The sequence below is a fragment of the Luteimonas aestuarii genome (genome assembly GCF_004357985.1).
Taxonomy (GTDB): domain Bacteria; phylum Pseudomonadota; class Gammaproteobacteria; order Xanthomonadales; family Xanthomonadaceae; genus Luteimonas; species Luteimonas aestuarii.
Genome location: NZ_SMTF01000001.1, coordinates 320,506 through 337,286, shown reverse-complemented (window position 1 = coordinate 337,286; position 16,781 = coordinate 320,506). Strand labels below are relative to the sequence as shown.

Annotated in this window: 15 protein-coding genes; 13 read left to right on the top strand and 2 right to left on the bottom strand. The window is 61.5% G+C overall.

The window, feature by feature from the left end; genetic code table 11:
* The first annotated feature begins 148 nt into the window (after positions 1-148).
* From E2F46_RS01570 to E2F46_RS01560, 3 genes are read left to right on the top strand one after another with little or no spacing between them, the layout of a single operon-like run.
* Positions 149-2,011 (top strand): ankyrin repeat domain-containing protein, encoded by a 1,863-nt coding sequence (locus E2F46_RS01570; RefSeq protein ID WP_133320417.1) that lies wholly within the window; start codon positions 149-151, stop codon positions 2,009-2,011.
* Between the two features lie 41 nt (positions 2,012-2,052).
* Complete coding sequence (locus tag E2F46_RS01565) at positions 2,053-2,268, top strand: hypothetical protein (protein ID WP_133320416.1); 216 nt, start codon at positions 2,053-2,055, stop codon at positions 2,266-2,268.
* Positions 2,269-2,328: 60 nt separating this feature from the next.
* Positions 2,329-3,354: an ArdC family protein gene (locus E2F46_RS01560; RefSeq protein WP_133320415.1), complete on the top strand. Its 1,026-nt coding sequence runs from the start codon at positions 2,329-2,331 to the stop codon at positions 3,352-3,354.
* A 4-nt stretch (positions 3,355-3,358) separates the two neighbouring features.
* Here the strand turns inward: E2F46_RS01560 and E2F46_RS01555 are convergent, their stop codons facing one another.
* A complete protein-coding gene (locus E2F46_RS01555) occupies positions 3,359-4,120 on the bottom strand; it encodes a DUF4145 domain-containing protein (RefSeq protein ID WP_133320414.1) in 762 nt (253 codons plus the stop codon).
* 128 nt (positions 4,121-4,248) lie between these two features.
* On the opposite strand from E2F46_RS01555, the gene E2F46_RS01550 reads away from it, so the two are divergent.
* The 3 genes from E2F46_RS01550 to E2F46_RS01540 all read left to right on the top strand — a co-directional run bounded on the left by E2F46_RS01550 (position 4,249) and on the right by E2F46_RS01540 (position 5,683).
* Positions 4,249-4,791 (top strand): outer membrane lipoprotein, encoded by a 543-nt coding sequence (locus E2F46_RS01550; protein WP_133320413.1) that lies wholly within the window; start codon positions 4,249-4,251, stop codon positions 4,789-4,791.
* A gap of 125 nt (positions 4,792-4,916) precedes the next feature.
* Positions 4,917-5,198 carry a hypothetical protein gene (locus E2F46_RS01545; RefSeq protein ID WP_133320412.1) on the top strand — a complete coding sequence of 94 codons (282 nt, stop codon included), beginning with the start codon at positions 4,917-4,919 and terminating at the stop codon, positions 5,196-5,198.
* Positions 5,195-5,683, top strand: a complete 489-nt coding sequence (locus E2F46_RS01540; protein ID WP_133320411.1) for a hypothetical protein — start codon at positions 5,195-5,197, stop codon at positions 5,681-5,683. The genes E2F46_RS01545 and E2F46_RS01540 overlap by 4 nt, the downstream gene beginning before the upstream one ends.
* On the opposite strand, the gene E2F46_RS01535 is transcribed toward E2F46_RS01540, so the two are convergent.
* Positions 5,673-6,098: a hypothetical protein gene (locus E2F46_RS01535; protein ID WP_133320410.1), complete on the bottom strand. Its 426-nt coding sequence runs from the start codon at positions 6,096-6,098 to the stop codon at positions 5,673-5,675. The two genes, E2F46_RS01540 and E2F46_RS01535, sit on opposite strands and share 11 nt — an antisense overlap.
* 290 nt (positions 6,099-6,388) lie before the next feature.
* On the opposite strand from E2F46_RS01535, the gene E2F46_RS01530 reads away from it, so the two are divergent.
* The 7 genes from E2F46_RS01530 to E2F46_RS01500 all read left to right on the top strand — a co-directional run bounded on the left by E2F46_RS01530 (position 6,389) and on the right by E2F46_RS01500 (position 16,776).
* Complete coding sequence (locus E2F46_RS01530; RefSeq protein ID WP_133320409.1) at positions 6,389-6,868, top strand: JAB domain-containing protein; 480 nt, start codon at positions 6,389-6,391, stop codon at positions 6,866-6,868.
* A 99-nt stretch (positions 6,869-6,967) separates the two neighbouring features.
* On the top strand, positions 6,968-7,471 hold the full coding sequence (locus E2F46_RS01525) for a Csu type fimbrial protein (protein WP_165967318.1): 504 nt from the start codon (positions 6,968-6,970) through the stop codon (positions 7,469-7,471).
* A 125-nt stretch (positions 7,472-7,596) separates the two neighbouring features.
* Entirely contained in the window at positions 7,597-8,274 is a 678-nt protein-coding gene (locus E2F46_RS01520) for a fimbrial biogenesis chaperone (protein ID WP_133320407.1), read from the top strand.
* A gap of 91 nt (positions 8,275-8,365) precedes the next feature.
* Positions 8,366-10,480, top strand: a complete 2,115-nt coding sequence (locus E2F46_RS01515) for a fimbria/pilus outer membrane usher protein (RefSeq protein WP_165967317.1) — start codon at positions 8,366-8,368, stop codon at positions 10,478-10,480.
* A 197-nt stretch (positions 10,481-10,677) separates the two neighbouring features.
* Positions 10,678-13,488 (top strand): class I SAM-dependent DNA methyltransferase, encoded by a 2,811-nt coding sequence (locus E2F46_RS01510; RefSeq protein ID WP_133320405.1) that lies wholly within the window; start codon positions 10,678-10,680, stop codon positions 13,486-13,488.
* Positions 13,485-15,590: a DEAD/DEAH box helicase gene (locus tag E2F46_RS01505; RefSeq protein WP_207949491.1), complete on the top strand. Its 2,106-nt coding sequence runs from the start codon at positions 13,485-13,487 to the stop codon at positions 15,588-15,590. The genes E2F46_RS01510 and E2F46_RS01505 overlap by 4 nt, the downstream gene beginning before the upstream one ends.
* A complete protein-coding gene (locus E2F46_RS01500) occupies positions 15,583-16,776 on the top strand; it encodes a GIY-YIG nuclease family protein (RefSeq protein WP_133320404.1) in 1,194 nt (397 codons plus the stop codon). Before E2F46_RS01505 ends, E2F46_RS01500 begins: the two co-directional genes overlap by 8 nt.
* Positions 16,777-16,781: the final 5 nt, after the last annotated feature.

Here is a 16,781-nt window from a genome sequence, read left to right as displayed (position 1 = left end):
GAAAACTCTTCCTTCTGCACCCCTTGCGCGTTTCCCGCGAAGCAGTAGAACAAAGGGAGGGGCGGTTTCACCTGTTGAGGTCGAATTGCCCGCCACCCTCTGCCAGTTCCGATGGAGGGTGCTTTCGGCCACATCAGATGGAGGGGTCATGGACGCAGAAGCAGAGATTGGTTCGATATCGCAGATTCATGAGGCCGTCTGGCGTGGCGACATGGATAAAGTTGAGGTCCTTTTGGCGTCCGGAGTGAAGCCTGATAGTCATTCCATGATCTGTGCTGCAAGATCCGATCAACCTGGCATGCTCGCCAAGCTTTTAGCGTCGGGTGGTGATCCCAATGCTGACGCTCCCGGCACCTTTGGACGTGAAACCCCGCTTCATGTCGCCATTTTTTCATCATACTCGGCGGAGGATAAGGTTACGGTGCTATTGGAGGCTGGCGCTAATCCCGATAGTTCCGCAGTCTTCAATGCGACCAAGTTCGCTTCAGCTGAAATTCTCGCCAAGCTGTTGTCGGCGGGGGGTGATCCCAATGCCGAACTTGACGAAGAGCTGGCGCTTGATATCGCTATTGATGCGAACGATCTGATGAAAGTCACCCTGCTTGTGGATGCGGGGGCGAAGCCCGACAGTTACTCGATGATCAATGCCGCAGAGACTGCCCATGCTGACATTCTCGTTCAGTTGTTGTCGGCGGGTGGGGATCCGAATGCTCGACCCCATAACAACACGCCCCTTGATGCTGCCATTCTTGCCGACGACTTGGCGAAGGTCTCGGCACTTCTGGAAGCGGGAGCCAAACCTGACAGCAATTCTATGATCAGCGCCGCGGATTCCGCTCAGGTAGGCATACTCGCCAAGTTGCTGTCGGCAGGTGGAGATCCTAACGCCTCAGACTGTTATGGATTGGACCGATCTCCCCTTACACAAGCAGTTTGTCGGAGTGATATGGAGAAGGTGTCTTTGCTGCTGCAATTCGGCGCAAACCCAAGCCCGAGTGCGATGACTGAAGCGGCCAGGGATTCGGATCCTAGTATTCTCTCCAAACTGTTGGTTGCTGGAGGAGATCCCAATAAGAATGTGGTTGGGAATATGCCCAGTGGCTCCGCCGATTACCATGGGCCCCTTCACTGCGCCGCTTACCATGGCAATGCTGAAACGCTTGCACTTCTGCTGAAGGCCGGCGCAGATCCAAACCTGGAGATCGGGGGAACGTTTGCCCTTCATTGGGCCTGCTTGTCAAAGAAGGCGGAGGTAGTAGAACTTCTGATAGAAGCCGGCGCAGACCCCAATGCCCGATGCATTGCTGATTACCCCTACGCACAAGGACGTCGGTATCTTTATTACAAAGAAGGGGATGCGCCGATTGATCTTCTCGGTTCCAACTCATCTGTTGAAGTATTGGATGTCTTGCTGAAAGCCGGTGTTGACCCGAACTCGTCGGACGTATCTGGTTTGAGTGCCCTTCATAGAGCGGCGTTGAAGGGAAGCGATGCACTCGTTGCCAGGTTGTTGGAGGCTGGGGTAGACCCAAATCAGCCGCGCAGCGATGGCGAAGCCCCCTTGCATGTTGCTGCATCAGAAGGGCACTACCACTCAGATGTGGTCGAAGCGCTGCTTGCAGCCGGGGCTGATTCAAACAGGGCGGCTGTCAAGGATGGAGCAACCCCGCTCCATCGGGCGGCCGCAGCAACGGGGACGAGCAAATACCTGTTAAGTGTTCTTATCGCCGGCGGGGCCAACGTTCTGCTGGAGGACAATGAGAAGAACAGGCCGTCGTCTTATACAGAGCGGGAGGAGATTCTCACTTTCCTGTTGACTGCCGAAGCCCACAAGCGCCAGCAGCTGCTTGAAGCCAGGCTTCCAACGGTCAACGAATGGGCACCTCCTAAGCGCCAAGGAAACGACGGCCCCCGCATGGTGATCGGCGGCGCGGTCTGGAATCCGCTTGAGGAGGTTCAGGCCCAGCCAGCCGCTGTCCAGGAAGCCCCCCGTCAGCGGATGCGTTTGTGACCGGGGCTTGCCAAATCCCGACGCCGTCGCATGCTGAAACCATGGACCATTCCGACGCCCTCTACGAAACCTCCCTCGATCGCCAGGACGCCCTGGCGGCGTCCCCTCGCTTCGTAGTCCTGAAGACCCCCGGCGGCATCCGCCTCCAGCTCCAGGACGACGATGGGGACCCCGATGCCCGGCTGACCATCGACCGGGTGTTGACCTTGCTGGAGAGCGCGTTGGAACACGGACGAGCCGTCACCCTCCACGATTAACCCACCCACCACCATCCGCACCGCCGACAGGGTGCGTCTTCCTCCCCGGAGATCCCTGTCGTGTCCGATTCAACCAACGAGAGCTTCCTTCAGCGCCACTCGCGCGACGTCGTCGAACGCCTGATCCGCCAGATGGAAGAGGGCACCGGCCCCTTCGTCCAGCCCTGGGACGCCCGCATGGACCTGGGGCTCCCGATGAACCCCACCACCGGCAAGACCTACAAGGGCGGCAATTTGCTTCACCTCTGGGCCCTGCAGAACGCCTGGGACGTGAAGGACAACCGCTGGATGACCTACAAGCAGGCCGCTGCCGTGGGCGCCCAGGTCCGCAAGGGCGAGAAGGCCAGCATCATCGAATATTGGGATTGGTCACCGGTCGAAGAAGCGAAGAAGAGCGGCGACCCTGATCTCATCGCCAAGGCGCACCCCAACGTGTTCTTCCCCAGGGTGTTCAATGCCTCCCAGATCGACGGCTTGCCCGCCCTGGTTCTACCGGAGCAGCGGACGGAGCCCGAAGTCCACCAGGCCTGCGAGAAGGTCATTCAGGACAGCGGGGCCAGGATTCACCACGACGGGGGCAACCAGGCGTTCTACCGCCCGATGACCGACAGCATCCACTTGCCCGAGCGCCACACCTTTGGCTCATCGGCGGGATACTACGGCACGATACTGCATGAATTGGCCCATTGGAGCGGCTTCCCCTCCCGCTTGAATCGCCCGATGAAGGGCGGCTTCGGCTCCGTGGACTACGCCAAGGAAGAACTGGTGGCCGAAGTGTCTTCCATGCTGATGGGCGAGCGCCTGAGCATCGGCCATGACCCCACCCAGCACGCAGCCTACATCAAGCACTGGATCCAGATCCTCCGCGATGACCCCCGCGAGCTTTTCCGGGCCGCGGCCGCGGCTGAAAGAGTGGTGGATTTCCTGAAGGTCCCTGAGCTCGTCCACGAACCGTTGCCGAAGGTGGAGCAGGAACGGCAGCCGGTGGCGGCCAATCAGCAGAAGCTTGAAAAACCTAACGATGAAAAGGCTTGCTCCAAAGAGCGTGCGCGACCAAAGCGTCGGGAACACGCAATGATCGCGTGATTCGCTAGGTGTATTTCCCCTTCGTGGAGATCAACTTCTGCCTCAGTGCCTCGATGCGGTCCTTGCGTTGGCCACATAACGCGTCGAGCGTGTATTCGTAGATCTCAAAAGCATCCAGAATGGCCTCTTGCTGAACGTCTTCCCCATGTGAACCCAGGTTTCCAATCATCCGCAGTGCTGTCAGAGATGGGGCGTGCTCGGCATTCAACTGTTCGTAGTGTGCGATACGGGCATTCAAATCCAGCCGCCTAGTGTTTCCGCTGGTCGCGTTGATGGTTTCCCGAGGGATCTCGAGGAAGTCCAACAAGAACTCAACGCTGGCCCTCAATCGGTTGGCCGACGCGCTCGTATCTAACCAGTAGTGTGAAGACGCAAGGCGAATGTTGTCACGAACATCTCGGGGAGCTTGGGTTGGGATGTCGATGATGAGCGGAGCGGGGAACATGGCGCGTGGACGCAAATGGGAGAAGTAGACCCACCGATCTTCTTCATGGTCGTAATACTCAACCAGTGACGTATCACCGGACACCACAACCACTTCACCACAACTGGTGTTGTCGCAAGTGAGCTGAAGGCTGAAGCGCTCAACATCCCAGCCCGGCTCCCAGTCGGGATGGTCTCGGTCCTTCGCTGAGTAGGTGGGTTCTGCGATCTGGACAGCTTTTCCATCGTGCCTTGCTCGGCCCTTCGTGCACTTCGGGCATGGGAAGTGTGGGAAATGGGTGCGGTCGTAGGTGCCAGACCAAAGGTCTCGATCAAATGCCACGGATGCCTTCCTTAGTGGTAGTCACCCGATTATCTGGTTCGCTTAGAAACTCCACAAGGGTGGCCCCTTGCGGGTTCTCCAATTCGAGTTATGCATAGGGATACCTACTCACGAAATGGAGGTGTCCCTTGAAGCCCATCGTTCTCGCCATCGCGCTCGCCGCACTCGTCCCCTCGGCCTTCGCCGCCGACAACAGCTCCTCGCGCCGCTTCGGCACCTCCGAAGCCCTGTCCGTCCAAGACGCCCGATTGGGCGGGGTGCTTATGGTGCGTCCCGTCCAGCTCAAGAGCGACAAGAAGGTCAACGCCGGTTCGGCCATCGGAGCCGCGGTGGGCTACGGCGCAGCCCGCAAAGTGGACGGGGACTACCGCAACGCCGCCCGTGTGGCTGCTGGGGTCATCGGTGGGGTAGCAGGCACGGCCATACAGAACGGTCTCTCTGGTCGGCGCGCCAACGAAATCTACGTGCGCGATCTGAGCGACAACCGCCAACGCGTGGTTGCGATCGTCCAGGATGCCGACGTGGACGTGCGCGAGGGGGATCAGGTGTTCCTGGTGGGGAAGGGCAGCAAGACCCGGGTGGTGCCCATTTCCCGCCAGGACATCGGAGACTGCTTCACGTCATGCGGGACTACGCCTCCAGGATTTACCTCAGGTCAGAGCACGCACTGATGAATGCTCGTTGCTCCACTTCCCACGGCCTCCCCAGCCCCGACCCGGTCACTCTTCGCCCCATCTCGGACCTCCTGTTCCTGGACGACGCGTTGGGTCTGCCTGTTCACGCGCACCGGGACCCGTTGCTCCAGACCCTCTACACCGAATCGCTGGTCAACCGCCGGGACGTGGACGCCATCGACAGATTGCTGGACGCCCACCGACTGGCTTACGGCGAGCCCGAGCAGGTGGCCTACGCCCAGAAGCGGGATGGTCTACATGACCGGCCATTGCCCTTGGTGAGCAGCGATGGGTGCGTTGGCGACGCTGGCCTCCAGCACTACCTGGAGGAACACCGCGCCTGGAACCTGGTCACCCTGCGGGAGCGCACCCTGTCCTCGCAGACCCTGGGGATGAGCGCATGAGCTTGTCTGCCTACCGTGTGGCTATGAATGACATGCGAGCACTGCGACGCCAAGCGTTGGCCAAGGTGTTCCGTCCCGGGATGACGGCCATTGAGGCATCGCACGCGCTCGCTATGGAACTGGGCTACAGCTTCACTGACACAACCATTCATTCCGACCTGAAAGCGCTCGGGCTCACGCCTGTATCGGGCACCGAACGGGTGAGGGCGATGACCAAGGCTCGCCGAATGGAGGTCAAGAAGGGCGTGCTCGCGGGGGAGTCTGTTCAGTCCCTGGCCGAGCGATTGAGGGTTCCGGTTCACACGATAAAAGCCGACTGCCACGTCCTTGTCGAGGCCGGGAATCTCCCCGCCGACATGCTTGCGCGGGGTCGCGTCCAGCGGCGTCTCGCCACGATGGCGTCAGACATGGCCCGCTTGGGGCCTGACGCCCGAGCTGCCTATGAGGCGTTGCAAACCATGGTTGGTGCTGGCGCTATTCTCTGATTGGCCGCTTGCTAAAGGCACGCAACGGCATCCTCATGGCAATTCCTGAGTTCATTTCAAACTGAACCCAGGAATCGTTGCCTCTCTGAAGTGCAAGCCAGCAACCGTATTCGGCAACCTTCCCGCTGCGCCAGAAGATGGCAAGTCCGCCACCCTGATCTTCGTTGACGCCGCACACTGGGACACGACCATCAACGGGTCTGAGCAACTCAAACTGGGCACCATTGGGCATCTCGAGGACGAGCGAAGTTGTTTCCCATCCAATGCCTAAGCGAGTGGAAGCGCCGGGTGACCGTCCTTGTGGTCGTTCGACACTTAGGTCGCTGGGCTGTGCTGCCAGCGAGCCCGTTAACACCACTGCCGCTCCAACGAGAGTCAAAGTCACCAAGAGCTTGGTATTCGGCAGCGTCGTCACGGTGATCACTCCATTTGATCCGATCGATCCTAGCTCATCAGGATACGTCCAGCATCCCTCACGTTTTGTCCTGGATTTGTCGGGTCGCTTTATCAAGCTTCTACCTGGGCCGTGGCCTCTTCATTGGGAATCCTGGCTCCGCTTGCCCCTCCCGCAAGGGCAGGCCTCCTCCACGGTGTTTCGGCCCTTCGCTGCGCGCCTGGCGGTGCTCGCTCCCGGGTGCGGGAGTAGCTGGATCGCTTCGCCAACCGGTTCCCACGAGGCGCACCCCGCGCCGGCGGAGAAAGACGATGAAGCGAGCGAACGACATCCGGGCCCAATATCAGTTGACGATGGACGAGGAGGGCATCCTCCTGGCCGCCTCGCAAATCCTGGAGCGCCGCCTGCAGCGCCAAGGCGCCATCACCGACCCCAGCGACGCCGCCGACTTCCTCAAGACCCGCTGCGCTGGACTCCCGCACGAGGTGTTCGGCGTGGTCTTCCTGGACACCCGCCACCGCATCATCGCAACCGAGCACCTCTTCCAAGGCACCATCGACGGTTGCGAAGTCCATCCCCGCATCGTGGCCAAGCAGGCCCTGGATCACAACGCCGCGGCGGTCATCTTCTTTCACAACCATCCCAGCGGGAACCCGGAGCCCAGCGCGGCCGACCGCGCCCTGACGGCCCGCCTGAAGCAGTCGCTGGCACTCCTGGACATTCGGGTGCTGGACCACCTGGTGGTCGCGGGAACCTCGCACGTATCGATAGCCGCACGGGGGTGGGTGTGACCACCCCTTGCCAACTCACCGATTCCAGGTATCGGTAGAGGGATGGTCCACGTCGGGCCACTCACCCCTACTCACATTCCTAACAAGGAGCCGATACCCATGAATCGCAAGTCCATCCTCCGTTCCATCCTTCCCATCGCCCTGGTCGCAATGTCTGCACCTGTGTTCGCCGACGAGGTGTCGGAAAACCTGATCATCAACGGCCAAGTTCTTCCCGGCTGCCAGTTGCAGATCTCTCCGCTGGACAACCTGGACATCAACTCGCTCTCGCTTTCGCAGGTGGCTTCGTCGCCGACGGGCATTGGCGCTCGCTGCAATACCGGCACCGCTTACGAAATTGCCCCCGGTGATGGGCTGAACTACGGTTTGAACGCTGATTTCCCAAATCACCGCAGTCTGTCTGGCCCTGGCTTTTTCCTGGCTTACTCTCTCCACCGGGATATGGTGGGTGGTGAAACTTGGGGCACGGGCGCAGACCAGATTTCCGGGGTCGGCAATGGCGAGTGGCAGTTCATGCCTTACTCCATCGCTTTCCTAGGAGCGAACAAGGCGCCCAACGGGTTTTACAGTGACACTGTCCAGGTCACCCTGACCTACAACTGATCGAAACTCGATCTGCACGACGAGAAGCCCCGCACCAGCGGGGCTTTTCATTGTGAGTGGGTATGGGTTGACGAAACGTGGATCGTCTCTAGCTTGAAAGGTATCCCCCGACAGGAGATACCTCCATGCGATCGTTAGTTTTTCTCTTCTCTCTTTTAGTTTTCAGTTTGCTCTCGTTCTCCGCAGACGCTTCCCAAGTGTCCTTGACTCCGACGGCGCTTCTGGGCGAACCCTCCACGAAAGCGCACGCGGTCACGCTGATCAATTCAGACGACATGCCGGTGAGCTATCAGGTCACTGCCTACCAGTGGCTGCAGAAAGATGGAGTCGACCAGCTGGTGAATACCGGTGATGTGCTGGCTTCGCCATCGATCATCTCCATTCCTCCGAAAGGGCGGCGTGTGGTGCGGGTGGTGAGGGTCAGTGGAAGTGGGGCGGTGGGCTACTACCGCGTCATCTTCAAGCAGCTGCCGTCACCTCCCGTGGAGAACGGTGGGCGCTCGAGTGTTTCACTGCTTGTGAATCATTCCCTGCCGCTGGCGTTTGAAGCTTCGACGCCTGACGTTCGCTTGACCGCGTCGCTGTCGCCGGACGGTTCCGGCTACCGCCTGACCAACACCGGCACCACCGCCGCGCGCGTGACCACCATTGGGCCGTCCTCCGGCCAGTCGTGGCGCGAAGGCGCGCTGGGGTGGGTGCTGCCGGGCTTGAGCAAGGACATCCCGCTCAAGCCGGAGCACCGCGCCTCGGCGTTGACCCTGACCGTCAACGGTCAGTCGGTCACGCTCACCGTCACCCCTTGAGCCATCCATGCGCCATTGGGGAGTTCTGCTCGCGCTTTGCCTGGCTGCGCACGCGGCCGGCGCTGCTGTGCCCCAGGGCGTGGAGCCCAACGTGCTGCTCCCCACCGTTGGCGGCAAACCTGCGAAGGAGCCGGCCATCTTCTGGCAGCAGCAGGGCCAGTGGTTCGCCGATGCCACCACCTGGTCTGCCTTGGGCGTGGTGTTGAAGGAAGGCGAGAGCGGTCCGCTGTCTGCTCAAGCGTTGGGCGTGGTCCTGGCGGTGAAGGAAGAGGACGCCACCGTGGCCATCACCATTCCTCCCGATCGCGCGCCGGTTCAATCGGTCAAGCGCCACGAAACCACCGGTTCACTCTCGCCCGCGGCGCCGGGTGTGCTGATCAATTACTCGCTGTCCGGCCGGGCTACCGAACAAGCCCAGGGCGCGTCCCTGTCCCACGAGGTGCGCACCGCCGGACGGTGGGGCGTGCTCTCCACCACCGGGCAGCTCAACGTGGATTCAACGCGGGGCGGGGAGTATCGACGCGGCATCACGCGTTGGCAGAAGGACGATCTGCCACGGCTGGTGACTTACGAAGCCGGCGACGTGTTCACCGGACCGCCATCGGCGGTGGTGAACCTGGGCGGCGTGCGCATCGCCAAGGACCCCAAGGCCCTCGACCCGACGACGCCCACGTATCCCATCCCCACGCTGGGCGGCTTGGCGTTGGATCCGGGAACCGTGGAGGTCATGGCCAACCAGGCCCGGGTGCTCCAGCGGGACGTGGAGCGTGGCCCCTTCGTGGTCGAGGGAAGCCCGTTGTCGGCCGGTGCGAACCAGGCCCAAGTGGTGGTGCGCGACCGATTCGGCCGCGAGGCTGTGGTGAGCGATCAGCGTTACTACATCGCGCCCACCTTGCTGCGCCCAGGCCTCACCACCTGGGACGTGGCTGTGGGCCAAGTGCGCGAGGACGAAAACCGCTATGGGAAGACCGGCGCCAGCGCCTCACTGGCTTGGGGCGCCTCCGATCGCTGGACCCTGCGCACGAACGCGCAAGCCGATGGGGAAGGGAACTCGAACCTGGCCCTGGGCGCCACCACCACCTTGGGCACCCTGGGCACGCTCGATCTGGAAGTGGGTCGATCCAGTGGGGGCGGGCAGCGCGTGGCCGCCGCCTACGACTACCGCGGCCCCACCTTCGGCGTCCGCCTGGAGCACGAGCGCAACGAGGACTACTGGCGCTTGCGTCCCGAACGGGCGGCCGACGTGAAGGAGCGCACCCGCGCGTCTTTGTTCTGGCGACCCAGCCGCGACCTATCTTTGCGCGCCGGCTACACCGACCTGACGACCGACCGGGCCCGCGTAACCTTCGCCGATGTGGGGGTGAACTGGCGCGAGGGGCCTCATCAGATCGGCGCCAGCGTGCTACGCGACATCGGGCGCGGCGACACCCGCGTGGAGGCGGGCTACACCTACGCCTTCGGGACCAACCGGGTGGGCGTGAGGGCACGCTCGGCGCCCAACGCCGATGCCCTGGCGCTTCGTTACTCCGGACGGCCCACCGTCGGCGACACCCCGGTCAGCGTGGCCGCGGAAGTGGAGCGGGGCGAGCGCGGCAATCAGGTGAGGGCCGCCGCTTCCTGGAACACGGACGCCGGCATGGCCCGCCTCGACGCCGGCACCGGGCACGGCGTGCCTTACGTCAGCGGGGGCTACAGCGGAGCGGTCCACATCGACCGCAAGGGCGTGACGTTCCTGCGACCCGCGCCCCAGGGCTTCGCCGTGGTGGACGTGCCGGGCCAGCCCAACGTGCCCGTCAGGGTGGGCGGCCGCGTGGTGGGCCAGACCGATGCCAAGGGCCGCTTGGTGACGGGCGATGTGGCGGCCTTGGTGCCCACCACGGTGCGCATCGACGACAAGGCCCTGCCCCTGGGCACCCAGGTGGGCGAGACCGAGAGGAGCGCCATGGCGGGCCGCCAGGCCGGGATGCACGTGGCGTTTCCGGTGCTCACTGAAACCGCGCGCTCCTACACCCTGACCGGCGCTGCCATCCCGCCCGGCACGGTTGCCACCACCCCGCGGGAGACCACCCAGGTGGGCTTCGATGGGGCGCTATACCTTCAGCACCCGGAGCCGGGGCAAGTGGTCGAGGTAACGGAGGTCTGCAAGGCCCAGTTGCCGGCAGACCTTGGGTCTGCGCAAACGGTGGTGTCGCTGGCCTGCCAGTGATCCGCCAACCCTTGGAAAACAAAGGGTTGAGCTGTCTCATCGCCTGCGAAACTGGCCCTGCATCCTTTGGCTGAACGATACTAGGCGCCTGCCTTACGAGATCACCGGATGCCACGTTTTTGCACCCCCTTGGGACAGTCCCACCGCCCCATTGGACTTGCCGTTCACGGCATGGTTGTCAGTGCAGGTCGCGTCGCATGAATGCGGTCGAGATTGAAGAGGCCATCTCTGAGCTGGCCATCGCCGACTTTGACCCGGTTGAGTTTCCGTTCCAGTTCCTGGCTGCTTTCGGCAACAACGAAGTCACCCTCAAGCGCCTGCGGAAAGTTGGGTCCGGGGGCACCAACTTCTCGGACCTTCCCGGCGCAGTTCTTCAGCGGAACCACATCCACTTGGCCGTGTGCGAACCCGGCCGCGTGCGCGAAACCCTGGATGCCCTGAAGGCCAGTCCGAAGAACGCGTCAAACAAGGTCAAGTTGGTCCTGGCCACCGATGGGGACGCTCTGGAAGCCGAGTATCTGGCCACCGGAGAGCCGTTGGCGTGTTCCGTATCGGAGCTGGCCGAACGGTTCGGCTTCTTCCTGCCGTTCGCGGGCATCACGACGATCCAGGAGATCAAGGAAAACCCGATCGACGTTCGGGCGACGGGTCGGTTGAACAAGCTCTACGTGGAGCTGTTGACCAACAACAAGGCATGGGATACCGAAAAGCGGCGTTCGGACATGAATCACTTCATGGCCCGCCTCATCTTCTGCTTCTTCGCTGAGGACACCGGGATCTTCGACGGGGATGGGCAGTTCACGCGCACCTTGGACAAGATGACCGCGCCGGACGGTTCCAACACCCATGAGGTGTTGAAAACCTTGTTCGACGCGATGAACCTTCAGGCGTCCGATCGAGCTGCGGCGAAGCTTCCGGTTTGGGCGCAGGTCTTCCCCTACGTCAATGGTGGGCTGTTCTCGGGCAATACCGATGTGCCCAACTTCACCCGAGCGGCTCGCTCCTATCTGCTGCGGATTGGTGAACTGAATTGGCGTCAAATCAATCCGGACATTTTCGGATCGATGATTCAGGCCGTGGCTGACAAGGAGCAGCGCGGCTCGTTGGGAATGCATTACACAAGCGTGCCCAACATCCTTAAGGTGCTTAATCCGCTATTTCTCGACAGTCTGCGGGCGCAGCTGGAGAGTTCCGGGGACAATAAAGCTAAGTTGCTTGGTTTGCGGCGGCGGATGGCGCATATCCGTGTCTTCGATCCGGCGTGTGGGTCGGGAAATTTCCTGGTGATCGCTTACAAGGAGATGCGCAAGATCGAGTCAGAGATCAACCGTCGGCGCGGCGAAGAGGATCGAAAATCCGACATCCCGATCAACAACTTTCGCGGCATCGAGCTCAATGACTTCCCGGCCGAGATCGCACGCCTGGCGCTCATCATCGCCGAGTTCCAGTGCGATGTGCTTTACCGGGGTCAACAGCAAGCCTTGGCTACAGTGCTTCCTCTTGATAGCAAGAACTGGATCACCTGCGGCAACGCTTTGCGAATCGACTGGTTGTCCGTATGCCCGCCCACGGGCACGGAGGTCAGCCTCCAGGGCGATGACCTATTCACGGCCCCTACTGACCAGCCCGAAATCGATTTCGAAAACGAGGGCGGTGAAACCTACATTTGCGGAAACCCTCCTTACAAGGGCGGAACCGAGCAGGACGATCAGCAGAAGGCGGACATGGAGGCGCTGTTCGGGAACGTGACCGACAGCTTTAAGTCTCTGGATTACGTTTGCGGGTGGTTCTACAAGTTTGCTCGATACGCGCGGGCCACCCAAGCCTCGTGTGCGTTCGTAAGCACCAGTTCCATCACCCAAGGGGAGCAAGTAGCTCGACTGTGGCCGCTACTGTTGGCCGACGGCCTCCGCATTCGCTTTGCTTACACGCCGTTCAAGTGGCGCAATCTCGCCGCGAAGAATGCCGGAGTGACGGTCATCATCGTTGGTCTGGGGGAGCGGGACGGCACAAACCCGGTGCTTTTCCAGTCCGACGAAGACGACGTGATCACCAAGCGGGAGGTGGCTAACATTAATGCCTACCTCATCCCGTTCCGTGACATCTACATTTCCGCTTCGTCCAAACCTTTGTCTCCCATTGGCGAAATACTCAATGGCAGCAAGCCGGCCGATGGTGGCCACCTGCTTCTTAAGCCCGAGCAGGCGCGGGCATTGGTCCATGCAGAGCCGCGCGCCGCCCGTTATGTGCGTCAGTTCCTGGGCGCAAATGACACGATTCAAGGCAACCTGCGGTATTGCCTCTGGATCACGCCGGACGAAGCCGATGAAGCGATGGGGCTTGCGCCCATCAAGCTTCGCACCACCCGAGTAGTGGAGATGCGCAGTCAGAGCGACAAGGCATTGACCAAGGCCGGCGCCAAAACCCCTTACGCGTTCCAACAGGTTAGGCAGACTGGCGAAGAAACGGTCATCCTGGTCCCAAGGCACTCCGCGGAAACCCGTCCTTACTTGCCCGTGAGTATGTTCAATCGCGGAGCTATCGTGGCAGACGGCGCGTTTGCGATGCTCGATGCGGAATTGTGGTCGTTCGCGCTTCTGTCGTCGAAGATGCATCTCGTGTGGGTTGCTGCGGTATGTGGCCGAATTAAGACCGACTACCGCTACTCAAGCACGCTGGGGTGGAACACCTTCCCGGTCCCTGTGCTGACAGAGCAGAACAAGGCGGATCTCACTGAGTGCGCTAAAGCCATCCTGTTGGCCCGGGAGGCGCATTTCCCGAATTCCATTGCCGACTTGTATGACCCGGAGCGAGGCCAGAAGCCGAACCCAGACTTCATGCCCGAGGAATTGAGGGCGGCTCATGAGCGCAACGATGAAGTCCTCGAGCGCATCTACATCGGCCGATTGTTCCGAAACGACACCGAACGCTTGGAAAAGCTGTTCGATCTCTACACCAAGATGACGGCCACGCCGACCAGGCCCAAGAAAGGGGGAAGGGCAAAATGACCATGGAATCGAATCCGACCAATCAGCGAACCGTGCCGTCCGTGTCCATCACGGCTGCTCGCACGGGGGAGTCGAGCAAGGTCAACGCGCTGGGCATGCGTCCCATGCAAGAACGTGCCTATGCCAAGCGCGGCGAACAGTTCCTGCTTATCAAGTCGCCGCCGGCATCGGGCAAGTCGCGTGCCCTGATGTTCATCGCGCTGGACAAGCTCCAGAACCAGGGGTTGAAGCAGGCTCTCATCGTGGTGCCCGAGCGCTCGATCGGGGGCAGCTTCGCCGACGAGAAGCTGAGCGAGCACGGCTTCGGGTCCGACTGGATCGTCCAGCCCCAGTGGAATCTCTGCAACGCACCGGGCGAAGACAACGGCAAGGTCGCCAAGTCCAAGATCAAGGCCGTTGGCGAGTTCCTGGCCAGCGGGGACGGGGTGCTGGTCTGCACGCACGCGACCTTCCGCTTTGCCGTGGACGAATACGGTATCGAGGCCTTCGATAATCGCCTGATCGCCATCGACGAGTTCCACCACGTCAGCAGCAATCCGGACAACAAGCTGGGCAGCCAGTTGGGGCAGCTCATTGCTCGTGGGCAGGTCCACGTGGTGGCCATGACGGGGTCTTATTTCCGTGGCGACACGGTGGCTGTGTTGTCTCCGTCCGACGAGGCCCGCTTTGAGACGGTGACGTATACCTACTACGAGCAGCTCAACGGCTACACCTACCTCAAGTCCTTGGACATCGGCTACTTCTTCTACACCGGCCGTTACCTGGACGCGATCATGAAGGTGCTGGATCCTGCGTTGAAGACGATTGTCCATATTCCCAACGTCAACGCGCGCGAGAGCCTTAAGGACAAGCATCGCGAGGTTGAAGAGATCATGTCGCGGTTGGGAACCTGGAAGGGGCTGGACCCCGTGACCGGGTTCCATCACATCGAAGTGTCGGATGGTCGGGTGCTCAAGGTCGCAGACCTGGTGGATGACACCGACGCCGGCCAGCGCACCAAGGTTCTCTCCGCACTGAAGGACCCGGCGCAGAAGGACAACCGTGACCACGTCGACATCATCATCGCCCTGGGCATGGCCAAGGAGGGGTTCGACTGGATCTGGTGCGAACACGCCCTGACCATCGGCTACCGCAGCAGCCTGACGGAAATTGTCCAGATCATTGGCAGGGCCACTCGCGATGCGCCAGGCAAGGAACGTTCCCGGTTCACCAACCTCATCGCCGAACCCGCCGCCGACGAGGCCGCGGTCGTGGACGCCGTGAACGATACCCTCAAGGCCATCGCGGCGAGCTTGCTTATGGAGCAGGTGCTGGCCCCACGCTTTGAATTTACCCCCAAGAATGCCGGCAAGAAAGAAGGGTTCGATTACGGCGACGAGGGTTACCAGGAAGGTGGCAACAACGTCGGCGTCAACACGGCCACCGGTCAGGTGCACGTGGAAATCGGGGGGCTCGCCATGCCCGCATCGCCTGAGGCCGCGCGCATCTGCCGGGAAGACTTGAACGAGGTCATCACCACGTTCATCCAGGACCGGACGGCTGTGGAACGGGGCCTGTTCGACAAGGAAAATACGCTCCCAGAGGACCTCACCCAGGTCCAGCTGGGCAAGATCGTGCGCGACCGCTATCCCGACCTGACGGCGGAAGATCAGGAAGCGATCCGCCAGCACGCCATCGCTGCGCTTAACGTGACGCAGCAGGCCAAGCAGCGGTTGGCCGAGGACGACGAGAAAGGTGAGCAGGGCAACACATCGCTCATCGACGGGGTGCGCAAGTTCGTCAACGTGAAGGATCTGAACATCGATCTCATCGACCGAATCAACCCGTTTGATGCGGCTTATGCGGTGCTGGCCAAGGCCATGGACGAGAAGATCCTGCGCCAGGTGCAGGCCAGCATTTCGGCCAAGCGCGTGGCCATTCCTTACGACGAAGCCAAGGCGCTCGCCCTTCGAGCGAGGGCGTTCAAGGCTGAGAAGCTCCGGGTCCCTGACATCAATTCTCCCGACCCGTGGGAACGCAAGATGGCCGAGGGCGTTGTGGCGTTGCAAAAGCATGTTCAGCAGCGCAAGGCGGCTGAGGCTCAAGGAGGCAGCAATGGCTGATCTCGACGAAGACGAAGCACTGTTGGCCGAGCTGGGCCTTGAGTTGACCCCCATCAAGGCGGCAGCAAGGACGGCCCAGGAAGAGCGCCTGATCGCGGGGTTCGAGGAAATACTGCGCTTCGTGGAGGAGCACGGGCGGACACCGCAGCACGGCGAGGAGCGGGACATTTTTGAGCGGCTCTTTGCGGTGCGCTTGGATCGCCTTCGGGCGCTCAGTGACACTCACCCACTTTTGATGCCGCTGGACACCCGGGGATTGCTCCAGGAGGCTCCCAGTCTGGTGACAACCCAGCAGGGAGAGGCCTTGGACGATGATGCCCTGTTGGCCGAGTTGGGTGTGGTCGAAGGCGCGAGTGAGGATGACATCACCCAACTGCGCCACGTGCGCTCGTTTGAGGAGCGCAAGGCCCTGGAGGATATCGCCAGTCGCACTCCTTGCCCGGACTTCGAGCGTTTTGCACCACTTTTCGAGCGCGTGGAAGGCGATCTCAAGTCGGGCCTGCGCAAGACCTTGCGGTTCGGCAGGGACGCGAGCGTGGAGAAGGGTAACTTCTTCATCCTCGGAGGACAGATGGCCTACGTCGCCGAGGTGGGTGAGCCGGTGCGCACGCCCAACGGGGAATCCAACGCCAGGCTCCGGGTCATCTATTCCAACGGCACCGAAAGCGATCTGCTGGAGCGCTCTTTGCAGCGGGCCCTCTATAAGGACGAGACCGGTCGGCGCATCACCGACGACGACCACGGTCCACTGTTCGGGGGCACGCTGGAGCCCGACGACATCGTCAACGGCACGATCTACGTCCTGCGCAGCCTCTCCAACAATTCTTACGTGGTCGAGCACCGCGAGCTCATCCACAAGATCGGCATCACCGGTGGGAAGGTCGAAACCCGAATTGCCAACGCAGAAAAGGACCCGACCTACATGTTGGCCAAGGTCGAGGTGGTGGCCACCTACAAGCTGTCCAACCTCAATCGTATGCGGCTGGAGAACCTGTTCCATCGGATTTTCCAGGGTGCTCGCCTGGAGCTCACCATTGAGGATCGTTTCGGCAATCCGGTGAAGCCCCGCGAGTGGTTCTTGGTCCCGCTCCACGTCATCGACGAGGCCGTGAGGCGCATTCAAGACGGGTCGATCACCGACTACGTCTACGATCCCACCCAAGCGATGCTGGTGCGCCAGGGCTGACGTGA